Origin of the sequence: Bradyrhizobium erythrophlei (assembly GCF_900129505.1) — a bacterium.
Taxonomy (GTDB): domain Bacteria; phylum Pseudomonadota; class Alphaproteobacteria; order Rhizobiales; family Xanthobacteraceae; genus Bradyrhizobium; species Bradyrhizobium erythrophlei_D.
In genome coordinates this window covers 5353984-5371671 of sequence record NZ_LT670818.1, presented here as the reverse complement: position 1 = coordinate 5371671, position 17688 = coordinate 5353984, and the positions used below count along the sequence as shown (strand labels likewise).

The 17688-nt window shown below is 58.0% G+C and carries 5 protein-coding genes; 1 reads left to right on the top strand and 4 read right to left on the bottom strand.

Features of this window, described 5'->3' with window-relative positions; genetic code table 11:
• Positions 1-581 precede the first annotated feature (581 nt).
• The gene (locus B5525_RS24770; protein ID WP_079568348.1) at positions 582-1778 is read left to right on the top strand and encodes a glycosyltransferase family 2 protein; all 1197 of its coding nucleotides are present in this window, start codon (positions 582-584) and stop codon (positions 1776-1778) included.
• A gap of 62 nt (positions 1779-1840) precedes the next feature.
• On the opposite strand, the gene B5525_RS24765 is transcribed toward B5525_RS24770, so the two are convergent.
• The 4 genes from B5525_RS24765 to B5525_RS24750 are packed head-to-tail and all read right to left on the bottom strand — an operon-like array spanning position 1841 to position 17180.
• On the bottom strand, positions 1841-3283 hold the full coding sequence (locus B5525_RS24765) for an alpha/beta hydrolase family protein (protein ID WP_079568347.1): 1443 nt from the start codon (positions 3281-3283) through the stop codon (positions 1841-1843).
• An 11-nt stretch (positions 3284-3294) separates the two neighbouring features.
• Positions 3295-7296, bottom strand: coding sequence for a condensation domain-containing protein (locus B5525_RS24760; protein ID WP_079568346.1), 4002 nt, complete (start codon positions 7294-7296; stop codon positions 3295-3297).
• The gene (locus B5525_RS24755) at positions 7297-15393 is read right to left on the bottom strand and encodes a hybrid non-ribosomal peptide synthetase/type I polyketide synthase (protein ID WP_079568345.1); all 8097 of its coding nucleotides are present in this window, start codon (positions 15391-15393) and stop codon (positions 7297-7299) included.
• Entirely contained in the window at positions 15390-17180 is a 1791-nt protein-coding gene (locus tag B5525_RS24750) for an amino acid adenylation domain-containing protein (protein ID WP_244567570.1), read from the bottom strand. Before B5525_RS24750 ends, B5525_RS24755 begins: the two co-directional genes overlap by 4 nt.
• Between the last annotated feature and the right edge of the window lie 508 nt (positions 17181-17688).

Genomic DNA, 17688 nt, shown 5'->3' with positions numbered 1-17688 from the left:
CAGGCTCCAGAGCATCATTCGGTCATTCGCCCGTTTTCTAGGCGTCGGCAACTCGCTGGCCGATGATAGCCATATTGAACTTCAGCTTCATGGCTTAACATGGGAAGTACCCTGAAGCATCCATCGACGGCTGAAGTTTGGACAAAATCGTTAATGGCCTGCTCGCGCTCCGTCAATATCCTAACCACTCGTGTCTCAGCCATTCATAGTATTTTCGCTATCTTTGGTGGTGCCAAGTGCCAGCGCTAAACTTGGCGACCCGTTTTAACCAGCCCAGATGTCGTTTCTCCGATCAGCCGGAGGCTCGTATTACCATTCCCGCAATAGCCCTCGAAAGTGTTTCCGGAACAGCAGTTTCAGCCCCCGAAACACTTAAGTTGATCACACTGGAACGTGGTATGGCTACCTGCAATCTTAGGTGGTTTAAATGATCGCTTTTAGCCATTAGATTGACACTGGGTCATCGACGCCCGATGAAAAGCGAGCCGTTCTGCAACAAGATCCGCCGTTGATTATATCCGGCCTCTGGAGTATCTCAGGGCTGGAAGCGTCGTGGCGGGCACGAGGAAGGTGCATAGTGAATGGGGACGTTAGTCTCCTGCCTATTGGTGATCGTCGCAAGTCTTCTCGCGATCTCAACCATCGTGTTTTTTCTCGAGATCGTTGCGGCATCCGCAGCCTCCCGATGGCAACGTCCAATGAGGCCGAACCTCGGCGCTCGCCGGCCCGTTGCCGTATTGGTGCCCGCCCATAACGAAAGCCCAGGGCTTCTGCCGACCCTCGCGAACATACAGGGCCAATTGCTCCCGGCCGATCGGTTGCTTGTGGTTGCGGATAATTGTTCAGATGACACGGCTGCCTTGGCGAGGGCGGGAGGTGCCGAGGTTGTCGAGCGAAACGATCCCACGAAACGAGGCAAGGGTTACGCCCTGGACTGGGGTGTTCGGCACCTTGGCTCGAACCCGCCCGAGATCGTCATCATCATCGATGCCGACTGCAGACTTGCAGAGGGCGCCATCGATAGCCTGGCCTCGACCTGCGCGATGACCGGCCGGCCGGTACAGGCGCTGTATCTGATGACTGCGCCTGTTAACTCCGAGATCAATCATCAGGTCGCCGAATTTTCCTGGCGCGTGAAGAACTGGTTGCGCCCGCTTGGGCTTCGCGCACTCAATTTACCTTGCCAGTTGATGGGCACCGGCATGGCATTCCCGTGGGATGTCATACGTTCGGCCGATCTTGGCAACGGACAAATCGTGGAAGATCTAAAACTTGGTCTCGATCTAACCCTGGCCGGACATCCACCGGTATTCTGTCCTTCCGCCCGCGTAACGAGCGAGTTCGCATCATCCGTCAAGGGAGCCGGAAGCCAGCGCCAGCGGTGGGAGCAAGGCCATCTTGAAATGATTCTCAAAACCGCCCCGAGACTGCTCACGAGCGCCATTACGCGGCGGGACTGGGACCTTCTCGTAATCACGCTCGACCTGGCGGTTCCCCCACTGTCTCTGCTCGGAATGCTGGTTCTCGGAATCTTTGGATTCTCCTTGCTGTATGCAGTTTCCGGCTATTCCTTGGCGGCATTTACCATCAGCACAGCCAGCCTTCTGGCTTTCACCGCAGCCACTTTCCTTGCGTGGCTAAAGTGCGGCCGCGATGTTGTGCCTCCCAGCGCACTCATGTTGATGCCATCCTACGCTTTCCGGAAGCTCAAACTCTATCGTCAATTCCTCTTCGGCAAGATCGATTCACAGTGGACCAGAACTGATCGCTCAAAATAGCGATTGGGACGCATCGATAGGACATCGCATGAAGGACCGTTGCGCATTGCCAGCTTGAATTGTTACCCCGCGTGCTGCGATGGCCTCTTCGCCTGCCACACCTCGAAGCGTACCTCCCGCATATCGGGCGATTGAGCATCCAGCAAAGACTGCTCTTTATTCCTTAACTGCTTATTGAAGAAGGCGAGTGCGTAGCGGCCGACAATCCGCGCTATTCTCGCTGGATCGGCAGAACCTCGGCGCAACGGAGAGAAGAAAGGAACGTCGGAAAACTCCAGGTGCTTTATTCCGTGTATCAACATCCAATAACCTCCAAACCTGGAGAGTGAGCTTTTCATCTGCTCAAATTGTTTCCGCGTGAATTCAATATCGCGCCGTTTGCGGGGACCCACTCCGGAAATATCCGCTCCTGAAGCGTACGGGAACGACTCGTACATCCCCTCAAACATGAAAAAGAAGGGAACGAATGTACCCTGCTTCGCTGACTCGTCGGCTACCATTCCACCCATGTCGAGACCAGCCTTGAATCTGCGATCAAGCCAACATGCCTGGGCGGCGGTTCCCCCGCCCAGGGAAAAGCCAAAGATACCGACACGAGCGAGATCCAGACTTCCTGTCAGAAGTCCATCGGGATCGTGGGCATCCAGATGTTCAAGGGTGTCCAGAACAAAGCTCGCATCTTGGGCACGGATTCTGACCTGTTGATCCGCGGTCCTGGCAAACGCTTCGACCGCTGCGTCCGACGAATAGTCTTCGTTGCCCACAAATTTTCGGCGAACGATACGACCGTCAGGAAAAGCCACTACCCCCGAACTGTACGGATGGTCGATGCCCACCACCACATAACCGTGACTAGCCAACTCCTCCACCTGAATGGTGCACTCCGTCCGTATTCCACTCCAAGATGGCGTGTACAGCACTATGGGATAGCGGCTCTCTGACTGTAGGAGCCGCGCTCCCAGCATCGAGTTTGATTTAACCAGCGCGAGATGCGCACTCTTTAGCGTTGTTATTCTTCTGTCGCGATATGGCGCCAATGGCAGATCGCTCACAGACGGATCTACAGGATACCAAATTTGAATCATCAGTTCCCGCGCTCCGTTGGGCTTATCGGAGAACGGATCTCGCCTGCTTTCATCCACCAGGTGGCGGGTTTGCGTGCCGACCTTGTACGGTCCCGTCGGCGCGGGAAGCTTGAACACGGGCAACAAGATACAGAGGACGACCGCTGCCAGCTCCAGTAGGAAGGCAGCAACTGCGGCAAGATAGGTCGTCTGAAAGCCCCATAGCCAATGCACGCATTCATACAAAACAAGACTGCCTGCGAGAAAATAGGCAGGGACCATCTGCCAGCGATACCCTTCGAGCCAAACGTGACACGCGATCAGGAGCACTGCTAGGCTTAGAAGGAACCCGAATATCGCTTCGTGGCCAACAGACAGACGAAACAGGTGCGGCACATACAGCAAGAGACCGACCGTCCCCGCAATTTCGAACCGCCGCATCGCAAGCTTCTTTATTTCGAGCAATTATGGGTTTTTATTTGTGCGCCCATAGCAGGAGCGGCCCGTGAAATTAAATCCGCGGTGCCGTTACGGGCATCAGCCAGATAAGGAATCAATTGTTCGACCAACCGGTCTACGTGCGGTTTTCGCATGATCGACAGATGGCTGCCCGGAACCTGATGAACCACAACACCATCCCGAGCGATATCAGTCCAACCGAGCGTCAAGTCATCTCCATATTCCGCAGTTCTGCCCTCTGCGCGAAAGAGAAGCAGTCGCCCTGGATAGGTCTTCGGAACATAGTTTTGGCCAACCGCAGTGAATACGACGATATTGCTGCGCACGATTTTTGGCACTGGAAGGTTCATCATCCGACAGGCCTGTCGAGTTACCTTCCAGAGAACCGCATTCAGTCTGCTGGTCACGAACTGGTGCGCGTCCGCGGCGAACTCATCGAACCGACCCTGTATCAGATTTCGACCGTACTTCTGAAGCCGATCGATTATATAGGTGCGCCGGAATTGCGCCATTCTCTGCGGCGGAAGATTTCGGTAATAGGCCCAGTTTCCGGTGTCAAAAAGAGCGACGAATTCGACCGGTTGACCTTTTTCGATCAACTTCCGTGCGATCTCATATGCTACCAGGCCGCCAAACGACAACCCGCAGATTTGATAAGGTCCCTGCTCCTGCACTCTCTGGATCTCTAAAAGGTATTGGTCCGCCAACTCCTCCACTGTCTCCGGATAAACCTCGTTCACATCTGAAGCGCGCAATCCGTAGACAGGCTGGTCCTCCGGCAAAGACGCGATCAAGTCACGATAATCGAGCAGATGGCCGCCACCGCCGTGTACGCAAAAAAGCGGAGGCTTCGCGCCCGCTTCCCGGATCACTACGATGTGTGCCTGGTCCTTCTGTAGCGACTGGCGCAATTTTCTGGCCAGTCGCTCGACTGTCGGAGCGACCATCAAAATCGATAGATCGATCGTGATCCCGAATTGCGCCTTAACCTGAGACACAAGTTGAGCCGCCAAGAGCGAATGACCGCCGAGCTCGAAGAAATTGTCGTGCACTCCGATTTGAGGTACCTTGAGGATGGCCTGCCAGATTTCCGTCAGCTTGAATTCGTCATCGTTGCGCGGCGCTTCATACACACGGGTTACCTCCGCGGTCGCATTGGACGACCGGCGAAAGCTTTCTCCAACAACGGGCGCCGCGAGATCTGCAATGGGTCGATTCGGGTTCGACACCATCTCTCGCAACAGCATCTCGTAGTACCGCAGCAGCGCTCGAATCGACGCCGGCTCGAACAAGTCGGCATTATATTCCAGATTGACACGCACTTCGTCCTGCCGTTCGATCATGGCGAGCTGCAATTCAAACGGTGTGCCAACGCTGAAGGTCGGCATAGGGGTTATCGTGAGTGCCGGCAATTTGTGGGGTTGGAGAAAAGCGGTCTGATAAAGAAAATAAAACTGGAAAAACGCGGTGCGTCCGTTGACCGACTGCACCCGCAGTTGCCGAAGCAGAGCCTCGAATGGAAGATCGGAGTGGTCAAGCGCTTCCAGCGATATTTGGCTGACGCGGCTGATGACGTCGTGCAGAGTCGGATTGTCCGACAAATCGAACCGGAACGGCACCGGGCCGGCGAAAGGCCCAACGAGCGGCTCGGTCTCCGGCTTCCGATTGGCCACTGGCGAGCCGATCACCATATTCACCTGATTTGAATACCGATAAATGAGGATCGCGAAGCAGGCCAACGTCAGGGTGAACATCGTCACGCCTTCGGATCTGCCCAATTTCTTCAAAGCCAGCAGCAAATCCCCCGGTACAGCGAGAGACTCGATCCCCCCGTTGGAGCTTATCTTGAGAGCCGGTGGATGGTCTGTGGGAAAATTAAGGATCTTGAGCGGCCCCTCCAGCTGCTTCAGCCAGTAATTCAGGTGCTGGGTGGCCTCCTCTGAGTTCAACCAGTCCTTTTGCCAGGCCACAAAGTCGGCGTATTGAATCGGCAGGGGAGACAATGGGGGTGAACGATTGCTCGCCAGCGCCTCGTACATCGACCATAGTTCGTTTTGAACAATGCGCTGCGACCACCCATCGGCGATGATGTGGTGTGTCGTGATGATCAGCACATGATCGTCGGGCTGCAGGCGAAATAGGCAGGCGCGAAAAAGGGCGCCGCGCACGAGATCAAAGGGATGCCTGGCCTCTTCGAGCAACAATTCCTGCAGCTTTTCCTCGCGAGCGGCATCGGCGGTCTCGAGGAGGGTAACAATCGACAGCGAGAATCTCGTCTGGCTTGCGATGACTTGGACAAGGCCTCCATCCTCCTCGGCAAACGTGGTACGCAGGATCTCGTGCCTATCAACCAGACTCTGAAAGCTCTTCTCAAGTGCATCTTCTGAGAGCGAGCCCGTCAGGTGAACGGTCGCGCGCATGTGAAATTTAGGTGAGGTTGGATCGAGTTTGGCAAGGAGCCAAAAACGTTCCTGCACGACGCTCGCCGGCAGGGTATAGAACTCTTCCTGGGCGACGTCGCTGGCCGCTGTCGTCGCCGCCACAGCCGGCGTTGCAGGTGCGACAACCGCCGAAAGACTTTTTCCAGACGATGCTTCAGAAAGTTGAAACTCGGATATCCTCCGTTCAGGATTGGCCGCAACTCCCTCCAAGATCTCCCCGAAATCCTTCAGCAGCCGTAGGGCGAACTCTGCGCTGTAATAGTCTTTGTTGTAGTCGACCGACAATCTCCAGCCGCTTTCGCGTTCGATCATGAAGAAGTTCAACCGGTATAGCGCCCCCTGCGAAATCGACGGAACCGGTACCACCTGAATTTTCGACGGCTCAAGAAAAAAATTGGAATTGCCGCCATAGGCCCGGTAACAGTTGAAATTGACGTGGATGAAGGGTTCCGGGCACGGCTCACCGTCAGCCCGCCGTGCTTTGATCACGTCTTCGAACGCCACGTCCTGATTGGCAAAAATGTCCCACGTCGTGTCCCGGATGCGATCTACAAGCTCCAGGAACGTGGGATCGCCGGAAACATTCGTCCGGAACACCATGTGATTTATGAAAAGGCCGACCAGCCCCTCCAGTTCAGTGCGGCTGCGTCCGGCAAGCTCCGATCCCACCGCAATATCGGTCTCCCCGGTGTAGCGACGGAGCAAAACATTGCATGCGGCCAGGACGGTGACGAACATCGTACCGCCCTGCCGGTTGCTCAATCCGTTCAACGCGTCGGTAAGTTCACGCGGCAACTCCTGGGAGACGATATCGCTGTCGCGGGTGAACCCACTCGATGGCGGAAGATCGCCAGGTAGGTCCAGCCGGCGGTAGTCAGTGAGCTTCGATTTCCAATAAGCAAGCTGATCGCGATGCGCCCTCTCCCCTTGGCCTTCGCGCTGCCATACGACGTAGTCCGGGTACTGAATGGTGAGGTCGGGCAGAGGCGAATCGCGCCCTTCGCTGAAGGCGCTATAGAGTTTCTGTAACTCCCCCATGATGACGCGGATGGACCAGCCGTCGGCAATCAGAAGATGCAGTGTGAGCAGCAGAAAGTGGCGTCGCTCGCCGGTTTGAACTAGTCTGACGCGGATGAGCGGTCCCGTTCCAATATCGAACCCACGCGTCGCCTCTTCCCTGCAAATGCGGTCTGTTTCGGATTCGCGCTCTGCCTCAGGTATTCTGCGGAGGTCGCTGACAACGACTTTGAGATCAATCGAAGGTGCGATCAGCTGAACGGGATCAACACCAATTTGCGTGAAGGTGGCACGCAGAATTTCGTGACGACACACAATCTCATCAAAGGCACGCTCGAGAACAGGAACATCCAACGGACCCTCAAGGCTCCAGCGGAACGCGCAATTATACGCCGGATCACCCGGATCCTGCCGGTCAGCTCGCCAAACCCGCTCCTGCGCCGGCGAAAGCGGGAAAGCAAGATTGAACTGGTTGCCCCCGGATTCTCGGTGATCGACCTCCCGGCCCACATGAGGAAGTTTGATGATTGTGGCCATCTACGTTACCTGGCGGACGGGCTGCGGCGCCAGCCGGTACTTGTGCCGCGGCACCGGCTTTATGGCCTGCTTCGGGGGCTGTGCCTGATTTTGCGAGCTGCTGGCCAATTGCTCTAGGATCGCCGCAATCGTCCGGAACTGTAATACCTGTCGTGGCGTTACCTGAATGCCTGCCTTGTTGGCGCGCGCCGTGATCTGGAACACGTGGAGCGAGTCAGCCCCCAACTCAAACAAATTATCGTTGATACCGACGCGCTCCAGCCGCAACACCTCGGCCCAGATTCCCGCCATCGCTTCCTCTCCCGGGCTCCGGGGCGCCACGTAGGCGAGCCCCTCCGGCTGTTTTGACCAGTTTGGAACAGGAAGTGCACCGCGGTCAATCTTGCCATTGGGCGTCAACGGCATCGCCTCAACGGTCACGTATGCCACTGGCGCCATGTAGGCCGGCAGGTTTTTCACCAGAAAGTCGCGCAGATCCGCCGTCGTGGGCACCGCGCCCTTGGCAGCGACAAGGTACCCAACCAGCCGTCTTTCCCCCGGGACGTCCTCGCGGAGCAAGACGACAGCCTGAGCGACGCCGGGATGATTTCCCAGCACGCTCTCTATCTCGCCCAATTCGATTCTAAAGCCGCGCAGCTTGATCTGGTTGTCCAGGCGGCCAAGGAACTCCAATGTTCCATCGCTGCGCCGCCGCACGAGATCCCCGGTCTTGTACATTTTGGCGCCCGGCTCCTTCGCGAAAGGATTTGCGACGAATTTCTCCGCCGTGAGTTCCGGTCGATTATGATACCCGCGCGCCAGGCCAAGACCCGCAATGTACAACTCACCCGGCACGCCGATAGGAGCAAGCTGAAGCTCACGATCCAACACGAAAAGCTGCGTGTTGGCGATCGGGTGTCCAACCGGCACCGGCCCATCTCCGGCCTTCACTTCCACCGCGGCCGACCAGATCGTCGTTTCGGTCGGCCCGTACATGTTCCAGACCGACTGGGCGCGCTTCACCAGCTCGTTGGCAAGTTCGCGAGGGAACGCCTCGCCGCCGCACAAGACTTTGAGCGCAGGCTCGCCGCGCCAGCCGGCCTCCAGCAGCTGCTGCCACGTGACCGGAGTCGCCTGGACGACGGTGGCGCTGACCTCCTTCAGATACTCCAGCAGTTGGACCGCATATTGTGCCGTCTCACGGCTGACAATCGCCAACTTGGCGCCGACGCAAAGCGGCAGGAACAGCTCCAGTCCCGAAATATCGAACGATAATGTGGTAACCGCCGCCAGCACATCGGTCCTGGCCAAACCCGGCTGCACCAGCATGGATTGCAGCAGATTCACCACCGCGCGATGCGGGACCTCGACACCCTTTGGCTTGCCCGTCGAGCCTGACGTGTAGATGACGTAGGCGAGATCCTCTGGGGCGGCGATAGCATCCGGCTTCTTCGTATCGGCACGGGCAATCAACTCCCAATCCCCGTCGAGCTGCACGACCCGCGCATCGCCAAAGGACCATTCCTTCGTCAACGCCGTTTGCGTCAGGACGACCGATGCGCCGGCGTCCTCGAGAACGAAGCGGACCCGTTCGGGCGGGAATGTCGGGTCGATCGGCACATAGGCCCCGCCCGCCTTCAGGGTTCCCAGCAATGCAACAAGCATCTCCAGGCTGCGTTCGATGAACACCCCGACCAGCACACCCGGCTTCACACCAAGCTTGCGCAGATGGTGCGCCAATTGGTTCGTCCTGCGGTCCAGCTCCGCATAGGTGAACTGGCTTGGCCCAAAAACAACGGCAACCGCATCGGGGGTGTCCTTTGCCTGCGCTTCAAAAAGGCCATGGACCGTCAGCCCACCCGCGCGCTCGACGCGCGTTTCATTCCAACTTTCAAACTGCCGTACATCGGATGCCGACAGGAGAGGAAGCACGGATACGGGCCGATCGGCCCGCGCCGCCATTCCTTCCAGCAGTACCTTGTAGTGCTCAAGCCAACGCCCGATCGTCTCCTCGTCGAACAGCCCAGTGTTGTAGTCGCAATCGAGCGTAAGACCGTCCTTTGATTCCATGATGTTGAGGAAAATATCAAAATTCACGAAGCCCTTCGGATTGGGGTCGACCTCAGCCTCCAGCCCGTCGAAACCCAGCGCGCCCCCTACTCGCTCCAGATTGAACTGGATCTCCGTGATCGGCAAACGGCTCGGATCGCGCTGCAGCGCAAGTTTGCGAACCAGCCGTCCATAGGTGTAATTTTGGTGTTCGTAACCTGCCAGGACGGTCTGCTTCATCTGCGCCAGGAATTCCGCAGCAGTCGGATTTCCCGCAAGTCCACCGCGTAGAGGGATAAAATTCACACAGTGGCCGACCAGAACCGCGTCGTCCAACAATGATTGGCCAGCGGTCGGAATTCCGACCACGATGTCGTCCTGGCCACTCAACCGGCTGAGCAAAATCTGGAAACCGGCAAGCAGCGTCACGAATAGAGTGCACTTCTGGCTTGCGCCGAATTTCTTGATACGGTTGTAGGATTCCGCAGCAATCCTCGTCCGGTGGGTTGCGCCCTTGAACTCCTTGATGGCGGGCCGCGTGCGATCGACGGGAAGGTTGAGCAGCGGCGCCGGCTGCCGGAACTGCTCCAGCCAATATTGCTCGTTTTTCTTTCCTTCGGGGCTATCAACGAATTTCGCCTGCGAATTCGCATATTCCGCAAAAGGCATTGGGACCGACGGACTCCACGCCGCGCCCCCGCTTATCGCGTTGTACGCCTGGGACAACTCATCAAGCAGGACGTTCGTGGACCAGCCGTCGCAGACGATGTGGTGCGCGGTGAAAATCAGAACCTGATGTTCGGCCGCCATCTTCACCAACTGGGCGCGAACCAGAGGTCCCTTGCTCAACTGGAAAGCCAAGTGTGCATCATCTCTGACGATCTGCTGCAGCCGCCCTTCTCGTTCGCTCGGCGTCAGGGATGTCAGGTCGACAGTCGGTACGTCGATCCTCAGCTCCGTAGCAAAGTTTTGCAGCTCACCCTCGCTACCAAAGGTCGCGCGAAACGCCTGGTGGCGCGACACGATAGACTGAAGCGCCTGCTTAAGCGCCGATTGGTTGACGTTTCCGCGCAGATGCAGCGAAAAGGACTCGTTGTAGCTGCAGGACGCCTCCTCGCTCAACTGGTCAGACAGCCAAACCTCGAGTTGGGACTCCGTTACTGGCGCTTCCCGAGCCTCCTCACGCCCGGATTTCGTGGCCGTCGGCGCCGGCAGAGCAATATCCCTTGCTCCCGCCTGCTCGAAGAAGCCAGCCTCTAACATCTCCACCGCGCTTTCTTCAAAGGCTCGAGCAATGGCCTCGATGTCCGCATCGCTGTGCGCGGTCGTCAGAAAACACGGAAAGCCTTCGCGAATGTGGATGCCCTTGTCGCGCATATAGAAATAGAACAGGCTGGCAAAGCGCTCTGCTGCGGGGAAGCTGAAATAGAAGAAACTTCCGAAACTTTCGATACGAGTCGGAAGCCCATGCCGCTCGACCGCTTCGTTGAGCGTTCGCACCAGCCGGGCAGTCCGCTCGTTCAGGCGCTCCTGCAAAGCAGGACCCTGTTCCCAAAAATGCTGCAGCACAGCTTTCGTGGCCGCTACCGCCAGCGGATGGCGCACGAAGGTGCCGGCGAAGAAAGTCACCCCCACTTCAGGATAAGACTCGTCGCCATACCGCCACATGCCGCCGTCAAGAGCGTCCATGAACCGGCTCTTGCCGGCGAGGACACCGATCGGCATGCCGCCGGCGACAACTTTTCCATAAGTCGCGAGATCGGCGCGAATTCCAAACAACGCCTGGCAACCGCCCTGGTGGACGCGAAAACCGGTCACAACCTCATCGAAGATGAGCGCGGTTTCGGACGCCTCGGTGATCTTGCGAACCTCCCTCAGGAATTCCACTGGCCGTGTGTCGGGATGACGGCTCTGCACCGGTTCGACCAGAACCGCGGCCAGATCCCTTGCGTTCTGCCTTATCCATTCGAGCGATTCTTCCGTGCCGTAGTCGAGCACGATCATGTTGGAGACGCTTTGTCGCGGAATGCCCGGCGCGATCGGGGCGGATTGCGGCTCACCAGCCTTGTTCTTGAAGCCTTTGACGAGTACCTCGTCGAACATTCCGTGATAGTCACCGCTAAACATGACGACCTTGTTCCGGCCGGTCACGGTCCGCGACACGCGCATGGCCGCAAGGACGGCCTCCGAACCCGTATTGCAAAACGCCATGCGCTCGTTGCCGGTCATTTCGCAAAACATTCTTGCCACTTCACCGGCGAGCGGCGTCTGCGGACCGGTCTCGAATCCCTCGCGAAGCTGGGCTTCGATCGCCTTTTCGACGAAGTCCGGCCGGTGACCCAGCATGATGGGTCCGAAACCGTTGACGAGATCGATGTACTCGTTGCGGTCGATATCCCAAATACGCGAGCCCTTCGAACGGTCCGTCACGATCGAATAGACCATCTCCTTCCACTGGGGACGAAAACCCGACACGACGCGCGGGTCGGCCAATACCTTGCGATACTCCTGCGTAAAACTTTTCGATTTGGCCGTGCGTCGCGTGACACGGTCGATCAAAACGTTGAGGTGCTTCTCTTGCTTTTTCGTCAATTCTTTCGACGCGGCCGTTTGCGGCGGCTTATATGGCCCGAACGGCTTGATCTCGTCGCCGAGCGGCTTGCTCGCAGCGGCGGCCGCCCCCGCGTCCACGGCGCTCGCGGCCACCTTGGCGGGCGCCTTTGTCACCGGCGCGGAGATCGCCGCGCTCGACGGCGGGGACGTAGCCGGCCTGGACGGGGTGCCCTGGAGAGTTTCGAGCTGCTTCGCGAATAGCTGGTTCATCGCCTGAAGCTGCTCGCGCATCAGACGCTCAACCAAAGATTCAGACGCCGTCCCGGCAGGGACCGATGTTAGCTGCGCAACTGCCGACGCGACGGGACCCGCCGCAGGAAGAGCGGGCTGCACCGGCGCCAGTTGCGCCTCGGCCGTCGCGGGTGCGGCAAAGATCTCGGGCGGGAGAAGGCTCTCGACATATTCGGTCAGCGCGTCGAGGCTGGCTACATCGTTGAGAAGCTGCCGGAAGGTGACCTTGATGCCGAATTTCTCCTGCAGTGCCTGGGCAGCCTGCGTGAGGAACAGGGAGTCAAAACCCAGTTCCAGAAACGTTGTCGCGCTGTCCAACGTGGAGAGGTCGATACCGGACAGCTCTGCGAACATCTCGACGAGCGCAGCCTGGACCCGAGTTGCACGATCTGCAGACGACGTCGGCTGCGGAACGGAGGGAATATTCGGCACGATGTTCACGGATTCTGTTCCCTGATTGATTTGGGACTCCGCTACGGCGAATTTCGTCGTAGCTTCGCCCGCAGATGGTATCGCGACCGGTGTCTCCGCCGGGACCGCGATGCTTTCCAGCCAATAGCGCTTGCGTTGGAACGGGTAGGTCGGCAATGAAACACGCTGACGGGCCCCGCCCCGGTTAAGCACGGTCCAATCCGGCTTTTCGCCGGCAAGCCATAGAGCTCCCAAAGCCGTCATAAGTGCTTCGAAATCGCCTTCGCCGGAAAACCCGTCGGAGAGCGAAGAGACGATGGCCTGATCAGCCGGAAACCCGCCATGTTGGCGCGCAAGCGTCGCCAACACGTTACCCGGACCGACCTCGAGGAGGATCGCTTGCGGGTTCTTTCGCAACTCCTTGATTGCAGCGGAGAACTGAACCGCTTCACGCGCATGCCGCGCCCAGTATCGCGCATCGGTAGCCTCGTCCGCGGTAATCCAGGCGCCGGTTACACCGGACACATAGGGGATCTGCGGCGGGCTAAGCTGCACCTTCGACAAAGCATCGGTCAGCGGATCGATCAGCGGATCCATCATGCCGGAATGGAAAGCGTGCGAGGTCACCAACCGGCGGCACGCAACGCCTGCTTCGGTCATCTCGTGTTCGAATTGTCCAAGCGGTTCAAGCGCTCCGGCAACGACACACAAGGACGGGGAGTTGACAGCCGCGAGCGACAGCGTATCGGGGAGGCGTTTGCGGACCTCGGCCTCCGAGAGGCGCACCGAGAGCATCCCGCCCGCAGGGAGCCCCTGCATCATCCGCCCGCGCAACGCCACCAGCGTAAGGGCATCTTCGAGCGAAATCACGCCTGCCAGGCAGGCCGCCACGAATTCTCCAATGCTGTGACCGGCCATGGCCTTGGGCCGGATGCCCCAACTCATCCAGAGCTGCGCCAGGCCATACTCGATCGTGAAAATCGCCGGTTGCGCGATAACGGTTTCCGTGACGCGTCGCTTCACTTCGTCGCCGGTGCCGTCCGGCGGGTAGAGCAATGTCAGGAGATCGGTATCGAGATGGGGACGCAGTATCTGTGCGCAGCGGTCGACCGCTTCGCGAAATACCGGCTCTGTGTCATAAATCTCGCGCGCCATATTCGGGTGCTGCGATCCCTGCCCCGGAAAGAGAAAATAGAGCTCCGGCTCAGTGTTCGGCTTCGATCGCGTCTGCACGTGCTCGCGGTCGCGCTTTGAAAGCGAGGCAATCGCTTCCGTCGCATTGGCGGCAACCACCGCGCGGCGGCAATCGAACGATCGCCGGCCGGCTTGCAGGGTCCAGGCGACGTCGGCGAGGTTCAGGTCCGGGTGGGACTTCAAATGCGCGGCCAGATTATCGGTAGCCTGATCGAGCGCCGCCAGTGAGCGTGCAGACAGCACAAGAAGATGATTGGGCCGCGCTGACGGCAAGGAATGCCGCTCGGGAGCTTGCTCGAGCACGACGTGTGCGTTCGTTCCGCCAACGCCAAAAGCGCTGACGCCAGCGCGGCGAAGCCCGCCGTCCGTCTTCCATTCGGTGCGCTTGCTGATGACCCGGAACGGGCTGCTCTTGAAATCGAAATTCGGGTTCGGCTGGTTGAAATGGAGCGTAGGCGGAAACATGCCATCTCGCACAATATGCGTGGCATTGATCAGCCCAGTCACGCCCGCCGCGATGTCCAGATGTCCGACATTGGTTTTCGCCGTCCCGATTGTACAAAATTGCGTTCGGTCGGTTCGTGCGCGGAAAGCCCGTGTTAGCCCAGCGAGTTCGATCGGATCGCCCAGAGGCGTCCCGGTTCCGTGCGCTTCGATGTATCCAATGGATTCCGGCTCGACTCCCGCGGCCTCCTGCGCCATCGCAATGACGCTGGCCTGCCCCTCGACGCTCGGCGCCGTGTAGCCGACCTTGGCCGAGCCGTCATTGTTGACGGCGAAACCACGAATGACCGCGTAGATCTGGTCGCCGTCGCGTATCGCTTCGTCCAGCCGCTTCAGCAGTACCACGCCGAGTCCACTGCCAAAAACTGTACCCTGGGCATCGGCGTCGAATGCCCGAACATGACCATCCGGCGACACCATGCCACCGTCCTGGTAGTAATAGCCGCGCTTCTGCGGAAACGTGATCGAAACACCCCCGGCCAGCGCCATGTCGCTCTGATAGGTCAAAAGCGACTGACACGCCTGAGTAACGGCAAGCAGCGAGGTCGAGCATGCCGACACCATGGTGAAACTCGGGCCGCGCAGATTCAGCTTATAGGAAACGCGGGTCGACAGAAAATCGAGACTGTTTCCCATCATCTCGAAGTAGTTCGACACCTGGTAGCCCGACGTGAACTTTTCGATGAATCCGGGCGCGGTGCAAAGCCGGGTCAGAAAATACGACCAGACGCTGGAACCGGCATATATGCCAATCTGTCCGGGATATGTATCTGGAACATAACCCGCGTCTTCGATCGCCTGCCAGCAGCATTCGAGAAAGAGCCGCTGTTGCGGATCCATCAATTCGGCTTCGCGTGGATAGATGCCGAAAAAATCCGCATCGAAGAGATCAACATCGTCGAGAACCGACCGCGCCCTGATGTAACGAGGGTCGTTGGCGACGCCGGCTCTATTCGAGATCTCCAGATCCTCGACGCGGAAATGAGAAATCGATTCGATGCCCTCGAGCTGATTGCGCCAGAATTCGGCAACGCTGCGCGCGCCCGGAAAACGTCCGGCCATACCAATGATGGCGACGCCTTCTAGAGCTGCGCCCTGTGTCTCCTGGTCGCTCACGATGTACCTCTTATGCGACCTACGTGCTTACGGGCGAATGCGGCACGTTGCTTTTGTGCTCGCCGCTGCGCGTCGATGAAAGAAGGCTCCGCTGACGATTTGGTGCCCAAGTGGCGAGCGAGCGACCGGACCGTAGGAAACTCGAACAAGTCGGTTATGGAGATCTCGATTTTCAATTTCTCTCGCACATTGGTATGTACGGTGGCGAGCAGAAGGGAATCGCCTCCGAGATCGAAAAAATTATCGCCCAGCCCGATCCGCTGCTTGCCGAGGGTCTGGCACCAGATGTCAACGATCTCGCGCTCCAGTTGCGTTGCCGTCGCGTCAGGCTCAGCGGGGATGGCAACCGTCGGGGGCGGCAAAACAGCCCGATCGATCTTCCCGTTTACCGTCAGGGGCAACGCATCGAGCTGCACATAGGCGTATGGGATCATATGTTCCGGAAGCGTTGCCCGAAGAAAATCCCGCAGGTCCCTCGCGGTTGGTGAGCCGGCCGCCCCTTTTACGAAATACGCGACCAATTTCTGCTCTCCTGGGCCATCCCTGCGTGCCGACACCACCGCTTGCTGCACGCCCGGATGCTCTACCAGTGTCGCCTCAATCTCTCCCAGTTCGATACGGAAACCGCGGATTTTTACCTGCATATCTCCGCGCCCGAGATATTCGATATCACCGTTATCGAGAAGGCGCGCGAGGTCTCCAGACTTGTACATCAGAGCGCCCGGCTGTCCGGCAAAGGGATCTGCAACAAATCGCTCAGCGGTAAGTTGGGGTCGGTTCAGATAGCCTCTCGCCACGCCTGCCCCACCTACATAGAGCTCACCAGCGACGCCCGGGAGAACCGGCCGCAATTGAGAATCGAGCAGGTAGAGACGAAGGTCTGGAATCGGAGTGCCTATTAAGCTCCTGGTTTCGGTCAGCGAGTCCTGGGTAGTTACGGGTCGGTAGGTAACGTGGACCGTCGTCTCCGTAATTCCATACATATTGATCAGTTGCGGCTTCCGGTCGCCATGACGATCGAACCAGGGACGCAGATTTACGAAATTGAGGGCCTCCCCGCCGAAAATGACGTAACGGAGCGCCAGCGGTTCAACCAATCCTGAATCTTCAACCTGAATGATTTGATAAAAGGCGGCCGGCGTCTGATTCAATACCGTAACCTGCTCCTTCGCAAGCAGCCCGTAAAAATCTCGTGGTGAACGCGCGACCCAGTAAGGCACGCAAATAAGGCGCCCGCCGGTGAGCAGGCAGCCCCAGATTTCCCAAACCGAGAAATCAAATGCAGAGGAGTGAAACAGGGTCCACACGTCGGTCGAGTCGAACTTGAACCAGGACTCGGTCGACTTCAACAAGCGGCCAACATTGTGATGGGTTACCATCACGCCTTTCGGTTTCCCTGTAGACCCCGAAGTGTAGATTACATATGCGAGATCATCCACGCACGCGACGCTTGCTAACCTGCCGGGGTCTTCCTTCGCGATCGAAACTCGCTCTTCGTCGACGCAGAGGATCGGTACAGAGGCCTGCTGCAGCTTTGCGGCTAACGCTCGTTGGGTCAAAATGACCGATGGATTTGCATCCTCCAGGATCAACTGGATTCGTTCGGAAGGATATGACGGATCAATCGGGAGATATCCGGCGCCCGCCTTGAGAATTGCAAGCATCGATACAATCATTTCGAGCGAGCGCTCGAAGCAAACGGCCACCAGCGAATCCGGCTTGAGACCGTAACTCATCAGGGTTCGAGCAAGTTGGTTCGAGCGCCGATCGAGCTCGCGGTAAGTCATGCAATCGCAGCCGAGCTGGATCGCAATTCCGTCAGGCGTACTCTCAACCTGCCGCTCGAAGGAGCGGCCTATCGTCTCGCACTGGAGGGACGCCACCGGGTGCGGATTCCATCTCGCGACGAGCAAACTAACGTCCGCTGGCGTCATCGGTCACTACCCCTCTGCAATCCAACTAAATTCGGGGGACTGCTATGACGGTCTCGTGGCTCTCACCCAAACGGTTCTGCAAACCACGGCCGCCCTTTTCACAAAACTATACCAAGCGAATTGTGGTCTTGTCAGCCTTTCGCCCGTCGAGAAGATGCACTATTTCGGACCCTGGTTAACCCCTACGGTAAAGGACACCATGGAAATTTGGATCAATCATGCGTGCAGAACTAACATCTGTCTCTTTCAGCTATTTATCTGCTAGCCGCGATTTGGCCGCCTCAAATTTAAAATTAAGACACCCCAGGTTATTGAAACAATTGAAGAATACCACACTTTTCGGTAGCATGTAAATTTTTTA